The sequence below is a fragment of the Sporosarcina sp. BP05 genome (genome assembly GCF_014282005.1).
In the GTDB taxonomy this organism is placed as follows: Bacteria; Bacillota; Bacilli; order Bacillales_A; family Planococcaceae; genus Sporosarcina.
In genome coordinates this window covers 39787-65316 of record NZ_JACFTD010000006.1, presented here as the reverse complement: position 1 = coordinate 65316, position 25530 = coordinate 39787, and the positions used below count along the sequence as shown (strand labels likewise).

Here is a 25530-nt window from a genome sequence, read left to right as displayed (position 1 = left end):
TGGTTTTCCGGTGTTTTCTATTCAAAAGAATGAGGTGTAAGTCTCTCGAACTTTATTGTTTCCCATCACATGTGCTAACTGCTGCAGGATCACGACTTTCCTGCTTCTGTCATTAGGTTTTGTCATGTTCTTTTTTCTCTTTAAACCGTTTCCAAATAATAAGCGGGATTAACAGCAACGAAAGATACATGCCAAGAAAGCCTAACACAGCATAGCTTGAGTAAGCTACAATGATTCCTGACATTATACTGCCCGCTGTTCCAGCTAAAGCAACCCACACATCAACAGTGCCTTGTGTTTTTGCGCGTGTTGTCATATCAGTCGAATCGATGATGATTGCTGTTCCACTGATTAAGCCGAAATTCCATCCAAGACCAAGCACTACCAACGCAATCGTCAACCAGACGAGGGAATCACCTGGAGCAAAGGCTGCTAGTAATCCTGCAATTGATAACGTGACACCCGAAGCAATGACCATAACTGTACGACCGACTTTATCGACTAATAGACCTGTACCAAGCGACGGTAAATACATCGCCGCAATATGTAGACTAATCACCATTCCAACGACTGTCAGTCCAGATCCATGATTTTGCATATGGATTGGTGTCATTGTCATGATCGCAACCATGACGAGATGAGACAAGACGAGAACAATTGCACCAACAAAAATACCGATTCGATTTATTTTAATTTGCAGTGGTTTATTTACTACTGTACCGTTTGATTCAACTTGTTTTTCCTCCTTTATAGCAATTGCTCTGGCAACTAGAAATGGATCAGGTCGCAAATAAAAGAACAACGTTAATCCAGCTACGAGGTACGCGGCCGCCGCTAATATGAATGGCCCCGCTAGAGCCGGTATCCCCAGCGTCATTGCAAAGTTCCCCATAGGCGTCACTAAATTAGGTCCTGCCACTGCGCCTATCGTCGTTGACACCATTGCGATGCTAATCGCAGTCGCACGCTGCTTTTCACTGGCCAAGTCTGTTCCAGCATAACGTGCCTGTAGATTTGTCGAAGTCCCTGCACCATAGACAAATAGCGAAATAAATAATAACAACACATTGTCCATAGTTGTTGCGAAAATGACACCAATCGCACCGATACCACCTGTGATGAACCCAAGTGACAACCCGTAACGACGACCAAAACGCTGCGAAATCCTGCCAACTAAGAACGCTGCAAGCGCAGAACCAAGCGTAAACAAGGCAGCCGGCAATCCTGCAAAGCTTGCAGTGCCTAACATATCCCTAGCTATTAGTGCCCCTACGGTAATCCCAGCTGCAAGTCCCGCCCCACCAAAAATCTGTGACATCACGACAACGAGTAGCGACCGCTTATAGAGCTTTTGTTGTGCTTCTACTGAATCTACATAGTGTGCTAGCTCTAACGAGTCTTTTTTTCTCAAATGAAAACTCCCCCTTCACCAACTCAAAGAAACCAATAGGACCAAACGTAAGTGTTGTCAACTAACATACTGTCTGTGCCTTCATTTTAACACCCTCTGTACACTACAAGGGATTTATATAACAAATCACCACACGTGTTGAGTAAGCAGAATCACACACTGGGCGCAACCTGAATAATTCCTTTTGGTTTGCTTTGGATTAAATGACTTCTATACAATTACCGAGATGTCTGAATGTGTAGGGATACGACTTTGTCGCATCCCTACACAGTTTTTTCGGTAATCATATGTTGGCCCTTCATCCGCCCTGCTCCAAATGCCAAAGTACACAGAGCGCTAAAGCTTTTTGGGACGAAAGAATTGCTGACTTCTTACCTGGAGAAAAGCCGCCAAAGATGCAATTTTGGCGGCTGATGCTTGCTCTATGGTTTTTTCTTTTTTATTTTAAAGAAGTGTCATTTTCTATAGGGTATCACATGATTAGATGCATACTCTTTGCTAAAAGCATGCAAGGAACACACTGTACAAACAACTAGAGTGGCCGGAATCGTAGTCGGTCAAATGAGGACTTTTACGCCTACCTTGCCAATATCTTATGCAAGAAAATGGTTAATCAACTGAAGTGACAAATCACCTTTTATGGGATTCAATATCCCATGTAATGACTTATTGTTCTATTAAACAATCCCACCTTGGTACGCATTATGAAGTGGCGCGGTGGGTAAAGTTGTTATTTGTTTGTAAGCGCGGGTACTCTATACTCAACTTCTCACCAGTCATACTCATCATTTAGCACTTGGTATGAATTCTCTTTATTTAACAATCGTAATCGGACAATTCACATGCTTCATTACTTTGTGACTGACGCTTCCGAGTACCATTTCTTGAAGAGTATTTAAGCCGCGACTCCCAATGACAAGTTGGTCAATTTCTTCTGAATTCACATACTTTATTATTTCTTGACTTGGATTCCCTTTTAACATAGTAACCTTCGCCTTCACTCCGACGCCTTTTGCTAATTCCAAAATAGGTTGCACTTTTTGCTCTCGCTTTAATGTTAAGCTCTCAGGGCTTTGCGATAACAGCCGCTCATCTCTCGCCTTATCATAATCCGCTACATAAATAACTTCTAAATGCGCCTCTGGTAAGTATTGGGCGAGCGTAATAGCATGTTTTGCTGCACGTAAAGCATTTTCTGATCCATCAATTGCTACAGCAATCTTCATGTAGATTCCTCCCTTATGTTAATCGTTTGTACAATTGTTCACTTGAAGAATTTAACCCTTCAATCTGTACCTTCACACTTTTTTGCTCAAGCTTCTGTTTCACTTTAACGATTGCACCGACTGCTGATTCATCCCATAGCTGACTATTTTCAAAATTAATGACGACTTCATTTTCTGTAACGTTGTCAAATGACTGAATAAATTTCGTAGTTGATGCAAAAAACAAAGGACCTTCTACCTTATATCCATCCAAACCATTCGTTACTGTCACACGAGAAATTTTGGCAACAAAGAATAGTGCACTTACTATAACACCACTAACAACACCAATCGCTAAATTATGTGTATATAAAATAATCGCAACTGTAATGAGCATAACAAGTGATTCCGATTTAGGTGCTTGTTTCAGAAACTTAAACGAACCCCAATTAAATGTTGTAATACTAACCATAATCATCACCCCGACAAGAACAGGCATGGGAATTTTGATGACTATATCACCTAAAACGATAATTAAGAACAGTAGAAATACACCCGCGGTCAATGTCGATAGGCGTCCCCGTCCACCTGATTTAATATTGATAATCGATTGACCAATCAAAGCACAACCTGCCATCCCACCGAAAAAACCAGTGACAAAATTGGCAATCCCTTGTCCACGTGCCTCTTTATTTTTATTACTCGATGTATCAGTCATATCATCCAATACTTGGGATGTAAGTAATGATTCCAATAAACCGACAATCGATAAGGCCACAGAATAAGGAAAAATAATTTTTAACGTTTCAAAGTTAAGTGGAATATCTGGAAGGAAAAAAGCCGGTAGTGAATTTGGCATCGTCCCTAGATCACCTATTGTCAGTAACTTCACACCACTTATGAGCGCAATACTTGTCATCACAACAATCGCAACAAGAGGTGCAGGAATAGCCGTGAAAAATCGAGGAATCGCGTACACTAAAATTAATGTAATAATCGCAAATACGTAGGTCATACTAGTTGACCCAAGTAAATAGGGCATTTGCGTAATAAAAATCATAATCCCTAATGCATTCACAAATCCAAGCATGACGGAGTTTGGGATGAAGCGCATTAAATTCGCAACACCAAGTCCCCCGAGTATTAATTGAATAATTCCTGTTAAAATTGTGGCTGCAAGTACATATTGTAGACCATGATTGGCCATTAAACTGACGAGCACTAAAGCCATCGCACCTGTCGCAGCTGAAATTAAACCAGGTCGGCCCCCTACAAACGAAGTAATGACTGCAATTGTAAATGAAGCATATAACGCGACACGTGGATCTACACCCACAATGAACGCAAAAGCCAATGCTTCAGGAATGAGTGCCAGTCCTACAACGATACCTGCTAAAATATCGGCACGCACATTGCCAAACCACTGTTGTTTTAAAGTGTACATACTGTTCCCCTCTCATGATGTCTAAAATTACAAAAAAGCTTAAACCAGTGTTAGAATGTTGATATCATAACATTTCTAATCCCATAAGTGAATAGTTTTGGGAAGACTGGAGTAAAATAAATGAAATATGGATATATCCGTCCGATTGTCTCTGATCAACAATGCACCCAACAAGTAAATGAACTTGTTATTGATACATTATTTAAAGAGACACATGGACTTGCTAGGAAAAGAACAGAACTTGAACACTTATTAATGACTGTCCAAAAAGATGACGAACTATTCATCCAAAACATTGCAGTATTAGCCGATTCCCTGCAGCAGCTTTTAGATATTTTACGACTTGCAGAACGAGATCAATTCACCATTCACTTCGTCGATGAACAAATAACCAATCAAACCATACAAAAAGCTTCACTACTTCAAAGCGCAACTTTTTTTGCAGATTTACAATCTAAATTTCTAAGCCATTCTTCTACATTTTCGCTACAGGCTGCTAAACAGCAGGGGAAATCGATTGGTCGTCCACGAAAAACAGATGACAATTTACAGCTGGCTTTTGCAATGTATGACAGTAAGAGTTATACGCTATATGACATAAAAGAAACGACGGGAATTAGTAAGTCTACCCTATATCGTTATTTGGATGATCGCGCTACATCCTTATCCGATGGCAAAGAGTAGTAGAGATAAACAAAAGATGATCAGGAAATCTCATATTGTACAACAACCTGTTTACACTGAGAAACTCCTACTAAAACTGGTGCCTTTATTACTATTAAAATCATAGGAATAGCTATACTCCAACAAAAAAAGACCCATCCGATATCGCGAATAGGTCTGTGATTTACGTAGCTCTTTTGTGCTTTAGTCCTCCAAATGGAGAACCCGTTAATGTCGCTGTGTATCTTCTTTTATTTCTTCACTTTCGAAATCGTCAGCCCATCCCCGATTGGAATAAGAAGCGATTCCAGTCGCGGGTGATTGGCTACCGTTTCATTGAATGTCTTCATTATTTCTGTATAGCGTTTAGGGTTCGCCTCCGGATCCACCACACTTCCGCCAGCCAGTACGTTATCCGTCACGATTAACGCACCCGCATTCGCAAGTCGAAGGCAAGCTGCCAAGTAATTTTCATAGTTTTCTTTATCCGCATCGATAAAGAAAAAATCAAATCGCTGCCCCTTGTCAACTAGTTGTTCAAGACTTTGCAAAGCAGGCCCCGTCCTATACGATACTTGATCACCAAAGCCCGCTTTAGCTAGATTTCTGGACGCTAATGTTGCGTATCTCTCCTCCAGTTCAAGGGACATCAATTTCCCTTCACTCCCGAACCCCCTAGCAAGACAAATACCGCTATAACCGCCAAGCGCACCGATTTCCAGCACATTTTTAGCCCCTGAAATGGCAACTAGCATCGTGAGCAGCTTGCCAGAAGAAGGAGAAACCGATATGGCAGGCATGCCATTTTCCTCAATCGACGCAATCACTCCCTCCAACAGAGCATCTTGTTTTGTAAACACTGTATCGATATAACCGTTAATTTTTTTCATCCAACTCAATCCCTTCCTCATTAGCATCTACTGTTAGCTTGCGATCCGCCATTTCATCCTCATTGATTTCAAATAGTTGAATAAATTCACTAATGACCATGTCTATCGCTTTTAATTCACCGACTAAAATCGGCTGGATTGATTGAAACTCAGGTTGATCTAGCTGCTGTTTAATAGTCGCACGCTTCAGATGCATTCGCTCCAAAAAAGCAATCGCCCTACCTCTGCGAAAAGTTTTCGCTCCACGCTGATGCGAGCCCTCTTCTCCACCGTGGGGTCTGCCGCGATGACGTCCTTCTCCCTTAATATGTTCCTCTCTCAATTGCAATCACCTTTCTTCGCACAAATCTGTATACATTCGTATACGAATCGGCATTATATTAATTGTATACAAACGTATACACGCCGTCAATATTTATTCATTTGAGTTCAATATTAAAAGCGAGCCTTACTACTTTTGGTTGTAGTAAGGCTCGTCGTAAGGACCATTCACTATTAACTTCTCATTTTAACACCCCTACACTTCTGATAGGCATTAGATAATAGACCCACGATTTGAGAGGTTTCAGTTTTCCGAAGGTAATGCGCTTAATCACATTTGGTATTTCAGCTTAGTTTGTTTTATTAAAGAAAAAACCCCGCACTGGTACGCATTATAAAGAGGCGTGGCGGGTGGAGCTAGTATCGGTATTTAGCAATGCGCTATTCGCATTTTCGGGGTGCACAAGCAGCCTATAGGCCAGTCAGTACTTCCAACGATTCCAGAACATGATCTAGAAAATCTGCAATGTCGCCCATGTGTTCCTCATTCAATTTAGACTTAAATTTCACTTCAATAATGTCTAGGTAACTTGACGCTTCTTGTTCATAAACGAAGCTCAGTGTTTGCGTTAACTGAATCTCATTTTCCCAAATGGAAGTTAGTGCTTGGTCAATCTGTTTGCATTGTATGGCTACATTTTGAATACGTTTGGTAAATCGCACTAACAAGGAACAACCAAGATTCATTCCAGGTAACTCTAATATCTCCCCTGCCAAATCGTTTACAGATGCCCCTAACACAATTTCGGCTGTCACGTCTGGTTGATCGGTTAACGTAAATTGAATAGCAAAATCTCGAGCCATAATGGCAAAATCCATTCGATCAACCCGGTTAGTAATCGCGATTTTCCGATCTAAATTATCTAAATCATACACCTGATTTTCAAACGCTACTTTTAGATTTTCAAAAATTGTTGGATCATACAAATTACTTCCTCCATATAACAACCGATTTTAGTAGTGCTTTATTTTCCGCAACATTTCTTATGTTTCTTCCCACTGCCACATGGGCAAGGTTCATTCCGGCCCGTTCTTCCGCCCTCAATTATGCTAAATGGGGTGCTAGGTAGCGGCATTAAATGGCGTTTCCCCATTTGTCCAAGTTCATGAGGTGTATGACCTCTATTTTCCCAAATGCGCGTGGAGTTCGCAATCATGGCGATAACATGCATATATTCATTCATTTGCTTCATATCTTTACATTCAAAACGCACTAAAAAATCACGCACTACTGCTTGGAAATTGACATCCACACCTCGTAATTGACCGACCAATTTATCAATTTCATCTTTAATCATGAGCGTACTACCGCCGAAAAAGTCTTTCGCAAGCATTTTCCCAAGCCTTTCTTGATGGCTTGTCTTTTCATAATATAAATCATCTGTGTAGAGTAATAGCTCTTCTTTTGCAGGTACATAAAATGGCTTGCCTATGGTTCCTTCTATAAATGCAGAATAATTCTCGACATATTCAATGGCTTCATGGTTCAATGCCCTCTTTTGTGCAAACACACTTTCTTTCTCTAGCAGTTTTGCATAATGGGAATCTGCTAACAATGCCTGTAGTTCACTACTCGATACAGATGGCTTATTTTGAGCATTGTAAATCTCCAAAAACTTCGGATACTTAATCAATCCATATAACTTAGTACACGCTATAGCATACTGGATAATAAGGTTTTTGTTAGCTAGCTCGTCGATATTCACCGTCTGTGCACCACGATATTTATCAGATAGAACGTAATAATTATCATGATCAATAGATTGCCATTCTGTCTTTTTGTATTTAACCATTCTTAATCGTTCATTCAACCAAGCAATGTCTAGAAGCAAATAGAACTGCTTCTCCGCCCATGCATAGGTGGATAAGTAATCTGGATGTGTCGGATCTTGATACACTTTTAGAAACGCTTCGTAGCCTGGCGGACCGCCAACATCCTCCGGTGGCGCCGTTCCCTCTCCTTCAAGTAATGAGGGATAGCCAAAATAATAATCCTCTACAATCTCTTCAAGCTCCACCAGAATCCGCCAGTCGTCACCAAAATCATAGTTATAAATGAAATGGCTGTGTTTTTCAAGATACGAGTCAATTTTTATACGTGCTGGCTGCTTGACCGTTTTACCGTAATACGCCTTCCCTTTGTATTCATCTAAAATCGATTCATTATCAGTGATAAAATAATCATCTATCTCCACTCCAAAGGTATGGTACGGCTCAAGTGTACTTTGAAAATTTGTGACGTTTTGGATTGTTTCATGCAAGCGGTTAAATGTCGCACCTGCTGGTAAAATAATGCGCCTCCAGATTTGAGGCGTAATTCCTTCAAAGGATAGTTTTAAAATATATGCTTTCATATGTCAACCTCGTCTCTTATTTACATCTAATCTCATATTGTAGCTCTTACTAGCTATTTTAACGTAAATAATCCACTACATCGAAGAAAAGACCTTTCGCATGTTCAATGAACTTGCAAAAGGTCTTGCCTATTCGGGATCGTTTCTTGCACAACTACCTCCAATTCACTTCAAATAAAACAATCCACCATTTATAATATCAATTTTAATTCTCGCTTCGTATTGTTGGTCCATAGCTTCTTTCTCTGTTTCATAACAATCCGGCTTATTTTCTATCCCTTCATAGAAATATTCTAATACCTTGCGATCCTTTTGCCATCTCAACTTCGCTTCTTCAGCCCATGTGTGATCCGCCTTCTGTATGAAGTTGTCAATTATCCCATCCAATCGTTCAAGGGCACGAATGGGCTTAATAATATAGGGCAAATTAAAGGTGTTTTCCGACATAGTAGAAGTTAATTCTACCGTTCCTAACAATTCCTGAAACTCCTCTTTTACCTCGCCAGTCATTAAGTTAATACCTAACGAATATAGAATTTCTTTCGTTTGATCACTGTAATACGATATTTTATAATTAACTGCTAACCAAGGTGTTAAGATGGTTTGCGGTTCTAATTTATCTACTATCCGCTCATACATCTGGACAAATGAGCCCATCTCTTTCGTTGCTTGAAACAGTTGACTAAGCCGAGGGGAACCGAAATGTATAACTTCCCCTTTGATATCTTCAACAAGCCTATTTTTATCCGTGATAAAAGTTAGTTGCGCTGGATTTGGCTCGCCATCAGTACTTTCTAAGTACCTCCAATAATATGGTCTGTTCATAATTTTTTTATCCATTTCAATCGTTAATTGAACATTAATATAATGATCATTGTCATTTAATACTTGGCAATTGTTTTCATTAAAAAACTGTAGTAAATAACTGTGAATCTGTTGTGGGTACATGTAATTCCTCCTCCCCAAGTACTTTCAACTTAAATGGATTTTTTGAATGCGGATAGTATATCATCCAACTCACCCACTACTTGTTCAAAGACACCAATTTTCACATGAAGTAAATCTAATATATGGTCCTCTATTGTATTCTGAATGGCTAAATTGTAAATATGAACGTCATGCTCTTGCCCTAACCGGTGGACACGTCCAATACGTTGCTCTAACTTCATGGGGTTCCAAGGTAAATCATAGTTAATAACATGGTGACAAAACTGTAGATTTATCCCTTCACTCCCCGATTCCGTCGCAATTAGCACCTGCGCTTTCTCTTTAAATAACTGCTTCATCCACTCCCGTTTATTCTTGTTGAATTGGCCATTAAATGGGACGCTTGTGATTCCTTTAGTTTGTAAATACCATTGCAAGTAGGTTTGAGTTGCTCGATATTCGGTAAAGAGTATAACCTTATCACTTGCATCTGTAATAATTTCATAAGCCTTTTCTGCTTTCGAATTAACTTCTAAAACCATCAACTTTTGAATAATTCCTTCCATATAAGAAATGTCTTCTGGTTTAATGCATTTTTGCAGCATATTAGTTAACGTCATGCATGTAGCTTCCTTACTGCTGCACATTTCCCTTTGCAACGTTATCATAGAGAAGGCATCCGAAAAAACGGGACATACATTTTTAAGGTCTGAAATCAGATCGTATACTTCTTGTTCTTCTTGAGTAAAATCAATGGGTATGATTTGAACACGACGATTTGTCCATTCAATTCCAGTATCCTGTCTTCTATTTCGCACCATCACTTGATTTACCAATTCTTTTAAATAATCATCATGTTCCACATTGTGTTTACTTACGGAAAACGACGATTGAAACGTCTCATAATTACCTAAGTGCCCTGGTTTTAGTAATGAAATGAGATAAAAGAGTTCAAATACGTTATTTTGAATTGGCGTGGCAGTTAGCAACAAACAAAACTTTTTCTTCAAGTTTTGTACGAACTCATAGTTTTTAGTTTTATGGTTCTTTAATTTATGGGCCTCATCAATGATGATTAAATCATACTCTTGATCATAGATGTTTTCTTTGTGCGGGCTTCTTTTTGCCATATCTATACTCATAACGACAATCGTACAATGGTTTAAATCGTAATTTTTTTTATACTGCATGGCTGGAATATGAAATTTCTGGTTCAGTTCTTCAATCCATTGATTGACAAGTGAAGCCGGGACCAATATTAACGCTTTCTTCACAAGGCCTCTTACTAAATACTCTTTCAAGATCAAACCCGCTTCAATGGTTTTACCGAGCCCCACTTCGTCAGCAAGTATTGCTTTGCCATTCATCCTTTCAATGACCGTTTCTGCCACTTTCAATTGATGGGCAAGAGGCGTAAGATTGGGTAAATACTTAGGTGATTGAAGGCCATTGAAATCTGTAATCAAGTTCGTTTTTACTGCCTCATAACTCATCCTATATAAAGTCCAATTATCCCATGCTTCCCGATTCTCCAGTCGCTCTGTAAAGCCTTCTTTCCACTCAGACGACTTTTCAATTATCATAACGATCACCTCATTTGACTTTTTCTTTGTTATTAGGTTGTCCCAAAAAGAAGTTCCTATGTTTAATGAAGTGAAGTTCGAATTTAAACCACTATATTGCTTAAAAACTCAAAAAGACATGAAACGCTAAACCCACAAGGTTAAGCATTCCATGTCTTTTTGTTTATCAATATTGACTTCCGAAGTATTCACCTGTTCGTAAATCCTAATTTCCAGTTCCTGTTTACACCAAATCGAGTTAAATTTTCAACTCAATTTCAGCAACCGCTTTTAACTCTTCTACATGTGTAGCAAGTAACTTCTGTTGTTGTTCTTGTTTAAGTATCCCTTGGATTTCCTCACTTACTTCTTCAAGCGGTGGTAACTCTTGTCCCGCTTCTTTTGATGCAGACGCAGCTTGATCGTAGTATTCTTTAATTTCTTTATCCGTTACTTTTCCCGCTGGTGCTACCTTATCTTGGTACTTTTCAGCTATGATGAAATCCGCGATTTTTTCTTTAAATGTTTTTACATCCATACTTTGAGCTTTGAGAACTTTCTTCATTTCTTTTTCGCCGCCTAATTGCTTTTCAAATGCTGAATACTCTTCATCAATTTCAGATGTAGATGCTTTTATTTTCGCTTCTTTTGCTTTTTGAAGAATCAATGTCTGATTAACCAGCATATCAAGTGCTTGCATTTTTACTTGTTCCGCTGATTCTTTGCTCGAAGGGTCTTGTCCCATTTGTTGCATTTGACTTTGAATTGATGTCAATGCCGCGTTATATTCCTCACCTGTAAGTTCTTCCTTATTTACAACAGCCACGATCTTGTTGTTGTCCACTTGCTGTTCAGCTAGCTTGGCTTGCATCTCCTTTGCAGATGCTTCTTGTTCCTTAGTAGCTTGGTCTTTAGTAGCTTCTTGTTTTGTTTCTGCTTGGGGATTTTTATCTGTTGCCGCTATATCTTCTCCACCGCAAGCAGCTAAACTTAATGCTAGCGCACCTGCTAAAAACGGAACTAGTACTTTTTTTAACTTCATATCGTGTAATCCCCTTTCAAATCTGCCACTCTTTATTTCTTAAGCTTAGTTTGTATCTTAACGAACATTCATCAAAAGATAAACCCATATCCCTCCACGACACAAAATTGACATCTGGATGCACGTCTGTTGATTAACCATTTACTTGCATAAAAAACTAATGAAAAGGGCTTACAGAAGCTGTTGTTTCAACATTTCTTGTTTCATTTTGTAACTTCGCAACAATTGGGATCATTCTGGGATGTATGCAATCATTATTTGGAGAAAAGAAATCTTGATTTGCTGCAAAATACACATGGCTATTACAAGTAAACGGCATTCTTGTTTCTAGCTTAGCCGCTGAAGAAAGTTTCAGCCGCCAAAATTTCATCTTTGGCGGCTTTTATCCAGGTAGATGCACCTCTATTCATTCGTCCCCAAATGCTTCAGCACTTCGTGAACTTAAGCATTTGAGCGCGACGGATGAAGGATCGCCATACGATTATCGAAAAAGAGCCGTCTTCAATGCCCAATAACAGGCCTTGGAGACAGCTCTTTTTTTACCTACGAATAAAAAAGGAAAAGTATTTCTAACACTAATTATACCTACTTACTTCTGACTACCGCAAAAGCCAGCCATTTTAAATCATTTTCTAACTAAATAGCAAAAATTCTACTATCGTGAAATCGTCTTCGGCATTTCATCTAATAAACAGTCCAATGTTAATGGGTCATTAAACGCCCATCTACTTTCAACAACATAGGCTTTACCGTTTCTCACAGCCGGAATTCCCTTCCAAATTGGTCCATTGATAACTTCCTCAATCATTTGTTTTGACTCTTCACTATCATCTGAAGCGATTAGGAATATTCGATCTCCGGCAAATTCAGGGAGTACTTCGAGCGATATCATTTCCCACAAAGAATCTTTTTTATCTAGGAACATTTCTTCGACCTTTGGAGGCATTGTAAATCCAAGTGCATCGTACATAATCGGTCCTAACCGTTGGGGACCGTATACATATAGTTGTTTACCTTCATAGATAATAAAAGCAGAAGCTGTTTCACCCGGAGCGATTAAAGGCTTGACTTCATCACGTTTCTCTTCAGCTTTTGCCGTATAATCGGTAATCCATTTTTCGGCATCTTCAGGTTTCCCAATGATTTCACCTAATGTCTTTAGCCGGGAAATTACATCACTACTATAATCTATTGCTACAGTTGGGGCAATTTTAGACAGTTCCTCAAGATCAGATGCTTCCAAAAAGTTTGGGACGATAATTAAATCGGGGTTAAGTGCTAAAGTTTTCTCCAAATTTGGTGCTACGCCATCCCCCCCGATATCTTCAATTCCTTTTAATTGTACTTCCGTAAGTACTTCACTCGCGTTAATAAAATTTGTACCGATAATTGGTTGATTTATGGCAATCATTTCAGATGCATAAAAATGGGCGATAATGCGTTTTGGATTGGCAGGCAACTCTACCTTACGTCCCATCGCATCCGTAAACAAGCGAGTAGAAGGTTCTTTTTGTACGGCATCTCCTTTAGAAGTTGCCTCCTCTATCTTTGCATCATTTTTACTCGATTGATTGTTAGAACAAGCAACAAGCACTAATGATAGAAGCATTATTATTAATAATTTGTAAGCTATTTGTTTCGTACCCATCTTTTGTTCCTCCATTTTTACCTAACTGGCAATGCCCCGCTATACAAAGTTAGTTTTTCACTGCATATAAATGTTTGACTAATTCACGATTTTTCTCTTTAAAGATGTCATTATGTGAAGAGACCATTCCGTGCCCATAAGCTTCTGGCGCGATATACTGCTTTGCTTTATTCACAGCATTTGCCGCGTCCTGAAACGCCCCTGCTATTAAATGAAGCTTCCCTTCGTGATTCAAAATATCTCCTGCTGCAAAGAGCCCTGGTACAGATGTTTCACTCATGGGACTGCCTGCAATACTATATTCATTCGCCATTTCTATATCCAATCCACTATTTGCGGTCAACTCTTTATCACGATCATAGCCATGATTAATAATCACTTCATCAACAGACAGCTGAATCACATTTCCATCTTCTCCGTTAACTAACTCCACCTTCTCAATGGTTTCGTGGTCACTTGCTGCAATGAGTTTTTGGATTGATGTATTCAATAAGCACTCGACAGAACTATTGAATAGTCTTGATACTTCTGCCTCATGCCCTTTCAACATATCTTTCCGGTAAGTTAAATAGACTTTTTCCGCAATCGGTTCCAACTCATTCGCCCAGTCAACAGCAGCATTTCCGCCTCCGGAAATCAATACGGTTTTCCCTTTAAAACGTGCAAGAGATTTTACCGTATAATGCAAATTTGAAACTTCAAAACGTTCAGCGCCTTCAATTTCTAATTTTGTTGGTTTCAATATTCCCCCACCAACAGCTAAAATGACAGTTTTGGATAAATGCTTTTGGTTCGTAGATGTCTGAATAACAAAGTTTCCATCTTCATCTTTGTTAATCGACGTCACTTTTTCACCTAATACAAGCTCGGGCTCAAAAGTTAGTCCTTGCTGAATTACTTGTTCAATCAGTCGTTCTCCCGTAACAGGTGTAAGCCCCCCAATATCCCAAATCATTTTCTCCGGATAGACATGCACTTTTCCGCCTAAATAAGGTTGGAACTCGATTATCTTTGTTTTCATTTCCCTTAAACCACTATAGAAAGCCGAAAAAAGTCCTGCTGGGCCACCACCAATAATTGTTACATCATATAATTGTTCTGAGTTCATTATGAACGCCCCTTTTTTAGGTTGTTGTTATGCTTTGTACGACTCGCCAATACTATTTTAGTACCCACTCTTTTTAGTTGATAATGATAATCGTTCTCATTATTTTTAGTATAAGACATAATGAACCCGTTTACAATCCTTTTCTGAAAAACTCAACTAATATGATGTATTCTTTGTTGCACCCACTCACAGCTATTGTCACTATCCTAAAAAAGCTAACAAAGTATAAAATAACTACTTTGTTAGCTCCCTTCACGAAATCACTTCGTTTGATCTGCTCTAGTTAATAGCAAAATGTTTAGTTGAATTTCCAGAGGCACTTCTCCCGCTCCACTGTCAGACTCCAAATTGAGCTTGGTGAAGCCTGCTATAAGCTCCTTGTACATCTAACAACTCAGCATGACTTCCTTGCTCTACAATGCCATCCTCTGTCACAACAATTATCCGATTTGCATTTTTAATCGTTGCTAATCGGTGTGCAATCACAAGTGTTGTGCGCCCAATAGATAACTCAGTTAAAGCCTGTTGAATTGCGACCTCAGTTTCAGTATCAAGTGCTGATGTAGCTTCATCTAAAATAAGGATAGATGGGTTTTTCAGAAACATTCGAGCTATAGAAATACGCTGTTTTTGTCCACCCGAAAGTTTAACACCACGCTCTCCTATCATCGTATCCATTCCTTCTGATTGAGAAAGAATAATATCTTCCAACTGGGCTCTTTTTGCTGCTTCCCATACCTCTTCTTCAGAAGCATCTAAATCGCCATACGCGATATTCTCTCGAATCGATCCATCAAAAAGAAATACATCTTGTTGGACAATTCCTATTTGAGCACGGAGAGAGGAAAGGGTCATTTTTCTAGTTTCAATTCCATCAATCAGTAAAGACCCTTCTTTTATATCGTAAAACCGAGGCAAAAGACTACAAATCGTCGTTTTTCCAGCACCTGATGGTCCAACAAGGGCCACTGTTTCTCCCGCACGAATCGTTAGATTAATATTCTCCAACACATTATCTTTACCTTCATAACCAAACGATACGTCCTGGAACGTTATATCCCCTTCCAAATGCCCGACATCCATTGCATCTGGAGCATCTGCTACATCTGGCTCTGTATCTAGCATTTCAGTAAATCGCTTGAATCCAGCAATTCCTTTAGGATACATTTCAATAACGCCATTGATTTGCTGAATCGGTCCTAAAAACACATTCGACAGTAGAATAAAGGCAAGGAACTCTCCGTATGTCATGTCTTTATTGATAACAAACCATGTTCCGCATAGTAGAACAAACAATGTGACAACTTTCATGAGAATATAGCTAATCGATGAATTCCAAGCCATAACACGATACGCAATTAATTTTGAATCACGAAAACGAACGTTGTTTTCATTGAATTGAGCAATTTCATGGTCTTCATTTGAAAATGCTTGAACAACGCGCATTCCACTCACATTATTTTCTACACGTGCATTAAAATCTGCAATATCCGTAAAGAAGCGGCTAAATGCTACAGACATTTTCTTACTGAAGTACAAAGAAAGACTAATAATAAGTGGAACAATAATAAAAGTGAGTACAGCTAATTCTGGGTTTATCGTGAACATAATTGCAAATGCACCAGTGAGCGTCATAAGTGCTATGAAGAAATCCTCAGGTCCATGATGTGCGATTTCACCAATATCCATCAAATCGTTTGTCATTCTAGAAACCAAATGACCTGTTTTATTATTATCAAAAAATCGGAACGATAACTTCTGTACATGCGTGAAGAGATCTTTTCGCATATCCGACTCTATATTAATGCCCAGCTTATGGCCCCAGTAAGTGACAACATAATGGAGAGCCGCACTGATAATATAAATTCCAAGTAACGAGACGCATCCCCATAAAATCCAGGTCCAGTTTGAGCTGGGTAACAAATCATCCACTACACGATGGATTGCTAGTGGAAAGGCTAGCTCTAGTAACGCGGCAATGACTGCACATGAAAAGTCCAAAATGAAAAGCTTTTTATACGGTATGTAATAAGAGAAAAAACGTTTTAGCACTAGGTATCACGCTCCTTACATTATTGGTTTAGTGTAGAGCATTCATCAACAATTCTTTCGGCGAAAATGATAAGAGGCTAGGTCTGACATCAAACCCCATTCAGAACTAGCCTCTTCTATATGAATTACTTTTCTCCCTTTTTCTTAGCAACAAGCATATCCGCTACTTCTTCTGCTTGCGCTAACACGGCTATCGGATCATATGGCCAAAACCGTTTGGCATCAAGATAGAAAACATTATTCTTTTTGACTGCATCTACAGATTCCCAAACAGGATCCTCTTTATCTAACGTACCACCATGTGATTGATCGAAAAAGATATAATCACCACCATAATCAGTTAGTACTTCAAAGGAAACTTGTTTGAATGTTTCTCCAGTATCTATTAACTCTTTTTTAATACGCTCTTGCGGAGTTAACTTAAGATGTTTATAGATTGCTTGCCCACCTCGATAAATACCATCTCCATAGATATACGAGTCTTTACCGAATGCGCCGAAGATAGAAACTGTTTCGCCCTCTTCCATTACCGCCTTGACTTTATCCCTTTGTTGTTGAATTTTCTCATCAAAAGTAGTCAGCCATTCTTCTGCTTCTTTTCCCTTCCCTAGCATCTCTCCAATTGCTCTTACTTCCTCGTAAGCATCACCATATGTTTCGTAAGGAATGATCACTGTATGCGCCATTTTGGAAAATTTCTCATATGTACTTTTTTCAGAATCCGCACTAATAATCAAATCTGGGTTTAGATTCAATATTGTTTCCACAGCACTCTCACCAGTACTCTCAATTCCAACTATTAAATCTTGAATATGAACGTTCTCAAGATCTGTTTTTGTTGCGCCAACAGGTTTTTCTCCAAGTATAAGTAGTGTAGGTAAATAGCTATCTACAACAATTCTTTTTGCGTTTGTCGGTATCTCAATATCGCCGTGGATTGTTTTAACAATTCTTGTTTCTGGTTGTTCACTTTCAGCCTTATCATTCTTTGCCTCTTCCGTACCTTTCTTACTATCAGATGTTTGACTGCTCGTACTACCACAAGCGGCAATCATCATAGCTAACATAACGAGTAACAGACAAAAAACGAGATTAGATTTATTCTTCAACGGAAATCCCCCCTTAAATGATAATGATTTTCATTATCATTAACAAGTTAATGCATTTATCCAACTATGTCAATTTTAGTTGTCCTTGTATTAATATGAACTAGATATTGAGATAAAGATATTTAACTCAGTAACTGGTTTTATTTGGTAAGGGATTCCACAACACCATCAATAATTTGCGTGTTTGCAATCACCCCTGAATATAACCAGCTAGTCTCAGCACCATATTCATAAATATGACCATTTTTTACAGCAGGTATATTCTGCCACACAGGGTCTTTTAACATTTCTGCGCCATTTCCTTTATCACTATTAATCAAGAAAATATGATCTGCATCAAGTTCAGCTAATCGCTCTAAGGAAATTGCCGACCAATTTCCTGTGGCGGTGCTTGAAATTTCTTTGACTACACTTGGAGTTGAAAGACCAAGATCACCATATAACACTGCCCCACTAGATACATTTTCGCTTACGATGTAAAAGTTATTATTTACGAGCCAAATAGCAGCAGCTGATTCAGAGCCAATCGAGTCCTGTATAATCTTCTTTGATTCTGTTGCTTTCTTTTCATATACTTCTAATACTTGTTTGGCTTCATCCGTCTTTTCAAAAATCTCACCTACACTTAATAACTTTTCTCGCCAATCGCTATTATTCTCTACTTCAACAACATAAGTAGGAGCAATTTTGGCATATTGATCGTATTTCGATCCTTCAACTTCTTGCGCTGAGCTCATAATAATTAAGTCCGGAGTAAAACTCGCCACGACCTCAAATGGAAGTTCTGAAGGTATCGTTGGTACATCTTTTAAATAGACTTGTAGATAATCTTGGAGCCCCGCACCATCATTAATGGACCACTGAGCAGCAGGTGTAATACCGAGTGCAACTAAATTGTCCTCCAAATAGGAAGCAATAATATGTTTCGGATTTGCAGGAATGGTCACTTCATGCCCCATAGCATCTGTTAGTATACGTTCTGTGGAAAGTTCTTCGGTTGCCGGTTTTTTTTCGTTGTCTTTGGTTTGTGTTACATTTTCACCACTATCGCTACACCCTGCTAAAGATAGTGATAGTACTAAAAAACTAGACATGATACCATTTCTTTTTTTATTATTTAACATAGTTTCATTCTCCTACTATTCGTTTTTTGTCAAAAAAAAATAAGATTAACACCGCCCTGCAATTGCCAGGTAACGAGTGGATGTTTATAACAGACGATGGGTTATATCAATCTTTCAAGCGCGATAGTAGGTAAAGGAAGTACGGCGCCCCAATCACAGCGACGACAATTCCAGCTGGAATCTCTGATGGCTGTAGTATCCAACGACCAAGTGTATCCGCTACAAGGACTAACAGCCCCCCTGTTAAAGCTGCAGCTGGTATTAAAAATTGATGTCTGGACCCGACTAGTTGACGTGCTAAATGAGGACCAATCAGCCCCACAAATCCGATACCACCACTAACTGATACGCTAGCTCCCGCTAATCCAACTGCTGCAGCAAGTAATATTCGACGCTCTTTCTCAATCGAAGCACCTAAGCCAGTAGCTGTTAAGTCTCCTAAATTTAGTACGTTTAATACACGTGCTTTCGAAAATACAAATGGAATTAAAACGAGAATCCATGGCAACAAGGACAATACAAATTTCCAATTTGACCCCCAAATACTGCCCGCTAACCAAGTAGCAACAAATTGATAATTTTCTGGACTTAAGCGCAGTGTTAAAACAATCATGGCCGAACTAATACCGGCTGCAACTGCCACACCTGTGAGTAGTAACCGCATAGGTGAAATTCCCTCATGTCGTTTATAAGCTAACGAATAAATGATTACTGCTGTTACCCCTGCCCCAAAAAACGCCAAAACAGGAAGTAAAAAGACAGGTGTTGCTGCAGTTGATGGAAAAAAAGATATAAATAACATGACGGCTAGTCCTGCACCTGCGTTGATTCCTAATATGCCTGGATCCGCCAAAGCATTGCGGGATATCCCTTGTAACACACAGCCAGATACTGCCAGTCCCATCCCTACCAATACCGCAATAATTATACGCGGTAAACGAAATTCAAATAATATTAGATGTTGTTTTTCCGTTCCTAGTCCAAATAGCGTGCGGATCACTTCAAGCGGTGTCAATTTAATAAAGCCCGTATTCATGCTAATCATGAACGCAACGACAATGAGCAATCCTAGAACACCGATGATTATCAGATTTTTAGTCTTTGCCCTATGTTGGGTATGAGTCTTATTATTCTTTTCTTTCATAGTTCTTTTCCCCCTTTTCGTGCAAGATACAGGAAGAACGGTACCCCAATTAAAGCAATCAATGCGCCAATTGGCGTTTCATACGGAGGATTAATCATTCTTGCTCCGAGATCAGCTAAAACAACTAACAGACCACCAAGCACAATTGAACAAGGTATAATCCAACGATAATCATGACCAACTAGAAAACGGGTAAGATGAGGAACGATTAATCCAAAAAAACCAACCGCCCCTACTACAGAAACAGCAGCTCCAGCTAGGATAAGCACGATAATCATCCCAACTAATTTAATCGTCTTTGTTCGTTGACCTAGTCCAATTGCCACCTCTTCTCCAAGGCTTAAGAGTGTGATCGAACGAGAAAGAATGAGTGCACCAATCATCGCAACGAGAATCCATGGGGACATGATTTGGAGATGAACCCATTTCGTACCCGATACACCACCGGCATACCAAAAGGCTAAATCTTGCCCAATACGAAAATAAAGAGCAATTCCTTCGCTAAGTGCTCCTAACAATGCGCTTACTGCAGCTCCAGCAAGGACAAGTCGCATCGGTGTCAAACCGCCTCGTGACATCGAACCTACTCCATACACGATCCCAACACCTAAACCAGCACCTAAAAAGGAATACATGATTAGGTACATATATGGAAGGCCGGGTAATAAAGCAAAGCAGAGTGCGAGCATAAATGCAGCACCGGCATTCAGGCCCAAAAGACCGGAATCTGCTAGTGGATTTCGAGTCATTCCCTGCATTAGTGCACCAGATACGGCAAAACATGATCCAACTATTGCTGCACCAAGAACGCGCGGCATACGTATTTCTCGAATAATTTGATGCTGCGTTAGATCAGGATCAAATTGAAACACAGCTGTCCAAACAGTTGCTAACTTTATGTCCGCAGCTCCAAATGAAATGGAAAGACCTATCGCAACCAGTAATGCAAACATACCTCCAAATAAAACAACTACCGCAACAATTGGATGTGAGTGTTTCTTAATTTCCGTTAACTTTTCTATCTTGGCAGAAACTTCCGCTGAAGCAGACATACCTTTCCTCCCCCACAACAAACTTACAATCGGCATACTTTATTGAGAAAAAGGACTACCGATCCTTCTGACATAATTGATAAGATAGACAAATTGGATTATCACTAAATGGACAAGTTGCAATTCTGGCTTCTATGTTAAATACAAGCTGTAAATTTGGACAAGTCATCACTTCTTCCGGTGTCCCCTCTTTCACTAATTTGCCGTTTTTCATGGCAATCATATAATCAGAAAAACGTGATGCGTGATTTAAATCGTGAAGCACCATGACAATTGTTCGACCTTCCTCCTCATTAAGTCGCTGTAAGAGGAGTAAAATATCCAGTTGATGCGCTAAATCTAAATATGTAGTCGGTTCGTCGAGAATAAGAATTTCAGTGTCCTGCGCAAGCGCCATTGCAATCCAAACACGTTGCCTTTGTCCACCTGATAACGCTTCAACAGGACGATCCTTAAATTCATTTAATCCGGTTACGTCAATTGCCCAATAAATATATTCATAGTCTTCTTTTTTTAATGACCCAAATCCACTTTGATGCGGGAAACGGCCATAGGAAACCAATTCAAATACAGTAAGTCCCCCTGGTGCATTCGCCGATTGTGGCAAAATCGCCATTTTCTTGGCGACTTCTTTCGTTTCTAACTGATGGATTGCACGTCCGTCAAGATAGACCGCACCTCTTTTTGTTTTCAATACTCTCGAAATAGCCTTTAATAAAGTAGATTTCCCACAACCATTTGGGCCAATAATCGTAGTTATCTTTTTTTCAGGAATAGAGACACTTAAATCATCAATAATAAGTGTGTTTGAGTAACCTATTGCAACTTGATCCACTTTAATAGCTGACATTTTCAGTACTTCCTTTCCTTTTAATAATCGTATCGTTTGATTAAGGTTTCTTTCCTTCTTTTACTTTTCTAAGGACTAGTTATCCGCTAACTTTAATTGATAACGATTATCAATCTCATTTATATACTAGATACTATTTAGATAATTGTCAACAGCTTGCAGAAGTTACAGTAAGTTTAGTTTTTTGGGGTAGCATTTGATAGTAGCGGGCTTTCTTTAAATGCATGGTTACAGGAGGTGTATTCTATGTAGATTCTCTAATATTCGGATTACTCTTGAGTATATTTTCATTAATAAAAATAAGGATATCTTTGCCGTATTGGCAAGGATATCCTTATCTTAAATATATGCTGGCACCTTCAGATCTTATGTATGGTGGAGACGGCGGGAGTCGAACCCGCGTCCAGAGGCTCTAACACTTAAGCATCAAAGAGATAATTAACCCCAGTTGCAAAAGCAACGGCTAATCGGAGATGTAGCTTTCCCCCCTAGAATCCTTACTTATGGCGGTCCAAGTAGATGCGTTCTACGGCAACTTGATATGTGTGGAATCAATTAATTTTAGGATCCCAATGTTAGCACTAATGCCAGCGGTTTTACCACGTACCAACCAGTATCGTTTCGTGACTGATACCAGCAAGTCTGCCAATGCTGATGTGTCTAACTTCACAAGTCGCCGACTCAGCTGAGATCCACTAATAGAATCCAGCTCCAATTCGATTCAGATAGCCAGTTTAGCGCGGATTACTTGTTCGATTTCCTCCAAACTTCTCCAACGAAATAGCTGCACAAGAATCATGAATTTGACTAATGCGTATTCAGATAACTTATCATAATGCTCCGCGGCAACAGAGATAAGTATTGACGATTGACGATGTCTTGGTCTACGCAATTCATTTGTAGCGTATAGAACTTATTTGGTTGTCAGTATCTATTCTACTGAAGGAGCATTTTTCTGTAGAATCATTCAGTGTAATATACATTTATAGTTTTAAATTACTCTTATTAACTGTCGTGCAGGGCAATTGGGTACCTAAAATTAAGACGGAAACGCTGCACACAAAGAGATTATAGGTGAAAATGACCCCTATTTAGCATGACTTAGAGTAATCCCTCGTAAACGATTACCCTGAGTCATACTAGTCTTTTCTCGACTTTCTAACTGATAATGATTATCATTATTGTTTAGACTAACTTAATTATTCATAATGGAGGTTAATTTTATTATCATGTACAAAATCAACTCAGATCGTTCATCAGGTTCACGATTGTCAGTCATCCTATCCTTGCTGCTTCTGCTCATTTTACTTTCGGGCTGTACCTCTCCCAAAGAAGATAATTCAGTAGATAGTATCAAAGAAGCAGCATCCGCGAACACACCACAGCAGCGAGTCATTGAACATGCCGCCGGTCAAACCACTATTGTAGGAAAACCGGAGAAAATTGTCGTACTCGATTACAGACTGGCTGATCAAATGCTGGCACTTGGCATAAAACCGTATGCTTCCACTACATACATAGGGTCTTTAGAGCTTCCTTATTTGGACAACGATGCATTGTCCGGCGTCATTCCGCTTGGCGACTCCGCTAACTTGGAAGCCTTAGTGGAAATTGAACCGGATTTGATTATTTCCCGGGATTCCAAGATTAACGATGATCTGAGTAAAATCGCACCGACAGTGATCCTCGAAAATTCTGATGATTGGCGAACTGGCCTTATTAAAATGGGTGTAGTCTTGCAAAAAGAAGAGGAAGCGCAGCAATGGATCGAGCAATATGAACAAAAATTGGACGAAGCCCGAAAACTCATCGCTGCACATGTGAAACCTGGTGAAACGTTCATGTATTTACGCATTCAACCGAAAATCATCCGATTATATGGACCGAATCATGGCTTTGCGGAAATTCTGTTCTCGGGGTTGAAACTCACGCCTGCTCCTGGAATAGAGAGCATTAGTAAAGCAGAACAAATTTCGCTGGAATCTCTGCCTTCTTTTAATACAGATCATCTTTTCCTAGAAGTAGGCAACTCCGAAGAAGATTTGGAAGCGCAGACGGATCTAGAGATGTATGCCGCTACTTCTGTCTGGAAAAATCTCACCGCTGTGAAAGCAGGACAAGTCTACAGTGTGCCCCATTGGACCATCAGTGATTATCCGCTGATTAAGGAAAATTCTTTGAATTTGATCGTTAATGAGTTAACAAACGTCGAGTGACAGAGAGTTTCCAAGCTAAAGAAAAAGGTGCGACAGTACGCTTTCCTTCGACATTCACATCACCTTACATCCTCATGCCAGTCCACATAATTTTGATTTGAAGCGACTGGCATGCAGGTTGTAATCATAACGTATGCAGTTCGCGAGATTAATTTGTAATTTATGAAATTAGTACTAAGGGAATGTGTTAACTTTTAATTAAGACTGCTGCTTCACTATCAATTTACTCAAACAGCATCCAATGGATCTGAAAGGGAAATCCAGTTATTTTCAATCCAATGCATTTCATTAACAAGTCGGTCAAGCAATACGCGCAGCTCGCTTTTTCCATAGCAAACCTACGCCTTCCTCAATAGAACGATTAACAAACGCCACTGAACCTTTAATTAATGATGAAAACAGAAAAAGCACCATCACAAAAGAAAATATAATTCAGTACTTTTGTCCGATTTTAAATCAATCAAAAGTTTGAGTAACTTGACTAAGGTTCACTTTTTTCAGCATTAGCTTTTTAACCTTGTTTTTATTAAAAGCTTTCAAAAGAATCCTCCTCGTATCTGTAAAGGCGCTAACCCTATGTGCTGATGTCATCCCCACGCCCAATCACACATACAAAAAAGTAACCACTTAATTCTCATTGAAAGGAATCCAGGTAGTTACTCACTGTTTATTCAGCTACATCATATAGCTAGAACAAATCAAAATAATACACAATTCATAAACGAAAGGAGTTTTATGATGAAGAAAATGAATGCGAATTACTGGGTATCTAAACTTGGAATGATCCCTCATCCAGAAGGTGGATATTATAAAAGAACCTTTGAATCGGAAGAACGTACGTCTGATAAAGAATTAACTAGTGATTTTGAAGGTCACCGAAAGCTCTATACGAGCATTTACTTTCTATTAACATCAAATGATGTCTCTCATTTTCACCGTTTAAAATCGGATGAATTATGGTATTATCACGCTGGAAGTTCGTTAACGATACATGTCATTGATGAAATTGGAGATTATAAAGAAATCAAACTAGGCATGGATTTAGATAATGGAGAGGTCCCCCAAGCGTTAGTCCCCCAAAATTCAATTTTCGGATCATCTGTCATGGCGGATGATACTTGCTCCTTAGTAGGTTGTATGGTTTCTCCAGGGTTTGATTTCCAAGACTTTGAACTGTTCACACAAGCTGAACTATTAACAACGTATCCTCAACACGAAGAGATTATAATGAAGCTAGCATACGAAAAAGTTCCAGAATAATATCAGAACTTCATTTCTATTTTTCCCATTTCACGCAGCATTCAGAAGTCAACCAATCCTTGAATTAGGGATTGGTTGACTTTTCCATTTATTGACTTCAATGAATTCCAAGGTGCTTGATTTGCGCTACTACCCCAAACCTCATTAT

21 protein-coding genes are annotated in these 25530 nt (G+C 39.2%); 3 read left to right on the top strand and 18 right to left on the bottom strand.

What is annotated here, in order from left to right:
* Positions 1-112: 112 nt before the first annotated feature.
* The 3 genes from H2672_RS08795 to H2672_RS08785 form a co-directional block, all read right to left on the bottom strand.
* Positions 113-1411, bottom strand: coding sequence for an MFS transporter (locus H2672_RS08795; RefSeq protein ID WP_255485618.1), 1299 nt, complete (start codon positions 1409-1411; stop codon positions 113-115).
* An 812-nt stretch (positions 1412-2223) separates the two neighbouring features.
* On the bottom strand, positions 2224-2637 hold the full coding sequence (locus tag H2672_RS08790; RefSeq protein ID WP_186670939.1) for a universal stress protein: 414 nt from the start codon (positions 2635-2637) through the stop codon (positions 2224-2226).
* A 13-nt stretch (positions 2638-2650) separates the two neighbouring features.
* Positions 2651-4060 (bottom strand): SulP family inorganic anion transporter, encoded by a 1410-nt coding sequence (locus H2672_RS08785; protein WP_186670938.1) that lies wholly within the window; start codon positions 4058-4060, stop codon positions 2651-2653.
* Positions 4061-4180: 120 nt separating this feature from the next.
* Here H2672_RS08785 and H2672_RS08780 point away from each other — a divergent pair, with 120 nt between their 5' ends.
* On the top strand, positions 4181-4744 hold the full coding sequence (locus tag H2672_RS08780; protein WP_186670937.1) for a recombinase family protein: 564 nt from the start codon (positions 4181-4183) through the stop codon (positions 4742-4744).
* 230 nt (positions 4745-4974) lie between these two features.
* Here the strand turns inward: H2672_RS08780 and H2672_RS08775 are convergent, their stop codons facing one another.
* The 15 genes from H2672_RS08775 to H2672_RS08700 form a co-directional block, all read right to left on the bottom strand.
* Positions 4975-5613, bottom strand: a complete 639-nt coding sequence (locus tag H2672_RS08775; protein ID WP_186670936.1) for an O-methyltransferase — start codon at positions 5611-5613, stop codon at positions 4975-4977.
* Complete coding sequence (locus H2672_RS08770; protein ID WP_186670935.1) at positions 5600-5935, bottom strand: hypothetical protein; 336 nt, start codon at positions 5933-5935, stop codon at positions 5600-5602. Before H2672_RS08770 ends, H2672_RS08775 begins: the two co-directional genes overlap by 14 nt.
* 410 nt (positions 5936-6345) lie before the next feature.
* Positions 6346-6861, bottom strand: coding sequence for a hypothetical protein (locus H2672_RS08765; protein ID WP_186670934.1), 516 nt, complete (start codon positions 6859-6861; stop codon positions 6346-6348).
* Positions 6862-6899: 38 nt separating this feature from the next.
* Positions 6900-8288, bottom strand: coding sequence for a plasmid pRiA4b ORF-3 family protein (locus H2672_RS08760; protein WP_186670933.1), 1389 nt, complete (start codon positions 8286-8288; stop codon positions 6900-6902).
* Between the two features lie 165 nt (positions 8289-8453).
* Positions 8454-9236: a YqhG family protein gene (locus H2672_RS08755; protein WP_186670932.1), complete on the bottom strand. Its 783-nt coding sequence runs from the start codon at positions 9234-9236 to the stop codon at positions 8454-8456.
* Positions 9237-9265: 29 nt separating this feature from the next.
* A complete protein-coding gene (locus H2672_RS08750) occupies positions 9266-10798 on the bottom strand; it encodes a DEAD/DEAH box helicase (RefSeq protein WP_186670931.1) in 1533 nt (510 codons plus the stop codon).
* A gap of 238 nt (positions 10799-11036) precedes the next feature.
* The gene (locus tag H2672_RS08745; RefSeq protein ID WP_186670930.1) at positions 11037-11819 is read right to left on the bottom strand and encodes a SurA N-terminal domain-containing protein; all 783 of its coding nucleotides are present in this window, start codon (positions 11817-11819) and stop codon (positions 11037-11039) included.
* A gap of 655 nt (positions 11820-12474) precedes the next feature.
* Positions 12475-13467: an ABC transporter substrate-binding protein gene (locus H2672_RS08735; RefSeq protein WP_186670929.1), complete on the bottom strand. Its 993-nt coding sequence runs from the start codon at positions 13465-13467 to the stop codon at positions 12475-12477.
* A 49-nt stretch (positions 13468-13516) separates the two neighbouring features.
* The gene (locus H2672_RS08730) at positions 13517-14575 is read right to left on the bottom strand and encodes an NAD(P)/FAD-dependent oxidoreductase (protein WP_186670928.1); all 1059 of its coding nucleotides are present in this window, start codon (positions 14573-14575) and stop codon (positions 13517-13519) included.
* Positions 14576-14911: 336 nt separating this feature from the next.
* Positions 14912-16627, bottom strand: a complete 1716-nt coding sequence (locus tag H2672_RS08725) for an ABC transporter ATP-binding protein (RefSeq protein WP_186670927.1) — start codon at positions 16625-16627, stop codon at positions 14912-14914.
* A gap of 125 nt (positions 16628-16752) precedes the next feature.
* A complete protein-coding gene (locus tag H2672_RS08720; RefSeq protein ID WP_255485617.1) occupies positions 16753-17736 on the bottom strand; it encodes an ABC transporter substrate-binding protein in 984 nt (327 codons plus the stop codon).
* Positions 17737-17876: 140 nt separating this feature from the next.
* Positions 17877-18860, bottom strand: coding sequence for an iron-hydroxamate ABC transporter substrate-binding protein (locus tag H2672_RS08715; RefSeq protein WP_186670926.1), 984 nt, complete (start codon positions 18858-18860; stop codon positions 17877-17879).
* A 106-nt stretch (positions 18861-18966) separates the two neighbouring features.
* On the bottom strand, positions 18967-20004 hold the full coding sequence (locus H2672_RS08710; RefSeq protein ID WP_186670925.1) for a FecCD family ABC transporter permease: 1038 nt from the start codon (positions 20002-20004) through the stop codon (positions 18967-18969).
* Positions 20001-21056, bottom strand: coding sequence for a FecCD family ABC transporter permease (locus H2672_RS08705; RefSeq protein WP_186670924.1), 1056 nt, complete (start codon positions 21054-21056; stop codon positions 20001-20003). Before H2672_RS08705 ends, H2672_RS08710 begins: the two co-directional genes overlap by 4 nt.
* A 55-nt stretch (positions 21057-21111) precedes the next feature.
* Positions 21112-21906 carry an ABC transporter ATP-binding protein gene (locus tag H2672_RS08700; RefSeq protein WP_186670923.1) on the bottom strand — a complete coding sequence of 265 codons (795 nt, stop codon included), beginning with the start codon at positions 21904-21906 and terminating at the stop codon, positions 21112-21114.
* A gap of 1229 nt (positions 21907-23135) precedes the next feature.
* Here H2672_RS08700 and H2672_RS08695 point away from each other — a divergent pair.
* Positions 23136-24122: an iron-siderophore ABC transporter substrate-binding protein gene (locus H2672_RS08695; RefSeq protein ID WP_186670922.1), complete on the top strand. Its 987-nt coding sequence runs from the start codon at positions 23136-23138 to the stop codon at positions 24120-24122.
* 738 nt (positions 24123-24860) lie between these two features.
* The gene (locus H2672_RS08690; RefSeq protein ID WP_186670921.1) at positions 24861-25382 is read left to right on the top strand and encodes a cupin domain-containing protein; all 522 of its coding nucleotides are present in this window, start codon (positions 24861-24863) and stop codon (positions 25380-25382) included.
* The last annotated feature ends 148 nt before the right edge of the window (positions 25383-25530 follow it).

Bases quoted from the DNA above. Each gene is read 5' to 3' on its own strand.
- H2672_RS08790 (WP_186670939.1), bottom strand. From the start codon at position 2,637: ATGAAGATTGCTGTAGCAATTGATGGATCAGAAAATGCTTTACGTGCA.
- H2672_RS08785 (WP_186670938.1), bottom strand. From the start codon at position 4,060: ATGTACACTTTAAAACAACAGTGGTTTGGCAATGTGCGTGCCGATATT.
- H2672_RS08780 (WP_186670937.1), top strand. From the start codon at position 4,181: ATGAAATATGGATATATCCGTCCGATTGTCTCTGATCAACAATGCACC.
- H2672_RS08775 (WP_186670936.1), bottom strand. From the start codon at position 5,613: ATGAAAAAAATTAACGGTTATATCGATACAGTGTTTACAAAACAAGAT.
- H2672_RS08760 (WP_186670933.1), bottom strand. From the start codon at position 8,288: ATGAAAGCATATATTTTAAAACTATCCTTTGAAGGAATTACGCCTCAA.
- H2672_RS08755 (WP_186670932.1), bottom strand. From the start codon at position 9,236: ATGTACCCACAACAGATTCACAGTTATTTACTACAGTTTTTTAATGAA.
- H2672_RS08750 (WP_186670931.1), bottom strand. From the start codon at position 10,798: ATGATAATTGAAAAGTCGTCTGAGTGGAAAGAAGGCTTTACAGAGCGA.
- H2672_RS08745 (WP_186670930.1), bottom strand. From the start codon at position 11,819: ATGAAGTTAAAAAAAGTACTAGTTCCGTTTTTAGCAGGTGCGCTAGCA.
- H2672_RS08735 (WP_186670929.1), bottom strand. From the start codon at position 13,467: ATGGGTACGAAACAAATAGCTTACAAATTATTAATAATAATGCTTCTA.
- H2672_RS08730 (WP_186670928.1), bottom strand. From the start codon at position 14,575: ATGAACTCAGAACAATTATATGATGTAACAATTATTGGTGGTGGCCCA.
- H2672_RS08715 (WP_186670926.1), bottom strand. From the start codon at position 18,860: ATGTTAAATAATAAAAAAAGAAATGGTATCATGTCTAGTTTTTTAGTA.
- H2672_RS08710 (WP_186670925.1), bottom strand. From the start codon at position 20,004: ATGAAAGAAAAGAATAATAAGACTCATACCCAACATAGGGCAAAGACT.
- H2672_RS08705 (WP_186670924.1), bottom strand. From the start codon at position 21,056: ATGTCTGCTTCAGCGGAAGTTTCTGCCAAGATAGAAAAGTTAACGGAA.
- H2672_RS08700 (WP_186670923.1), bottom strand. From the start codon at position 21,906: ATGTCAGCTATTAAAGTGGATCAAGTTGCAATAGGTTACTCAAACACA.
- H2672_RS08695 (WP_186670922.1), top strand. From the start codon at position 23,136: ATGTACAAAATCAACTCAGATCGTTCATCAGGTTCACGATTGTCAGTC.
- H2672_RS08690 (WP_186670921.1), top strand. From the start codon at position 24,861: ATGAAGAAAATGAATGCGAATTACTGGGTATCTAAACTTGGAATGATC.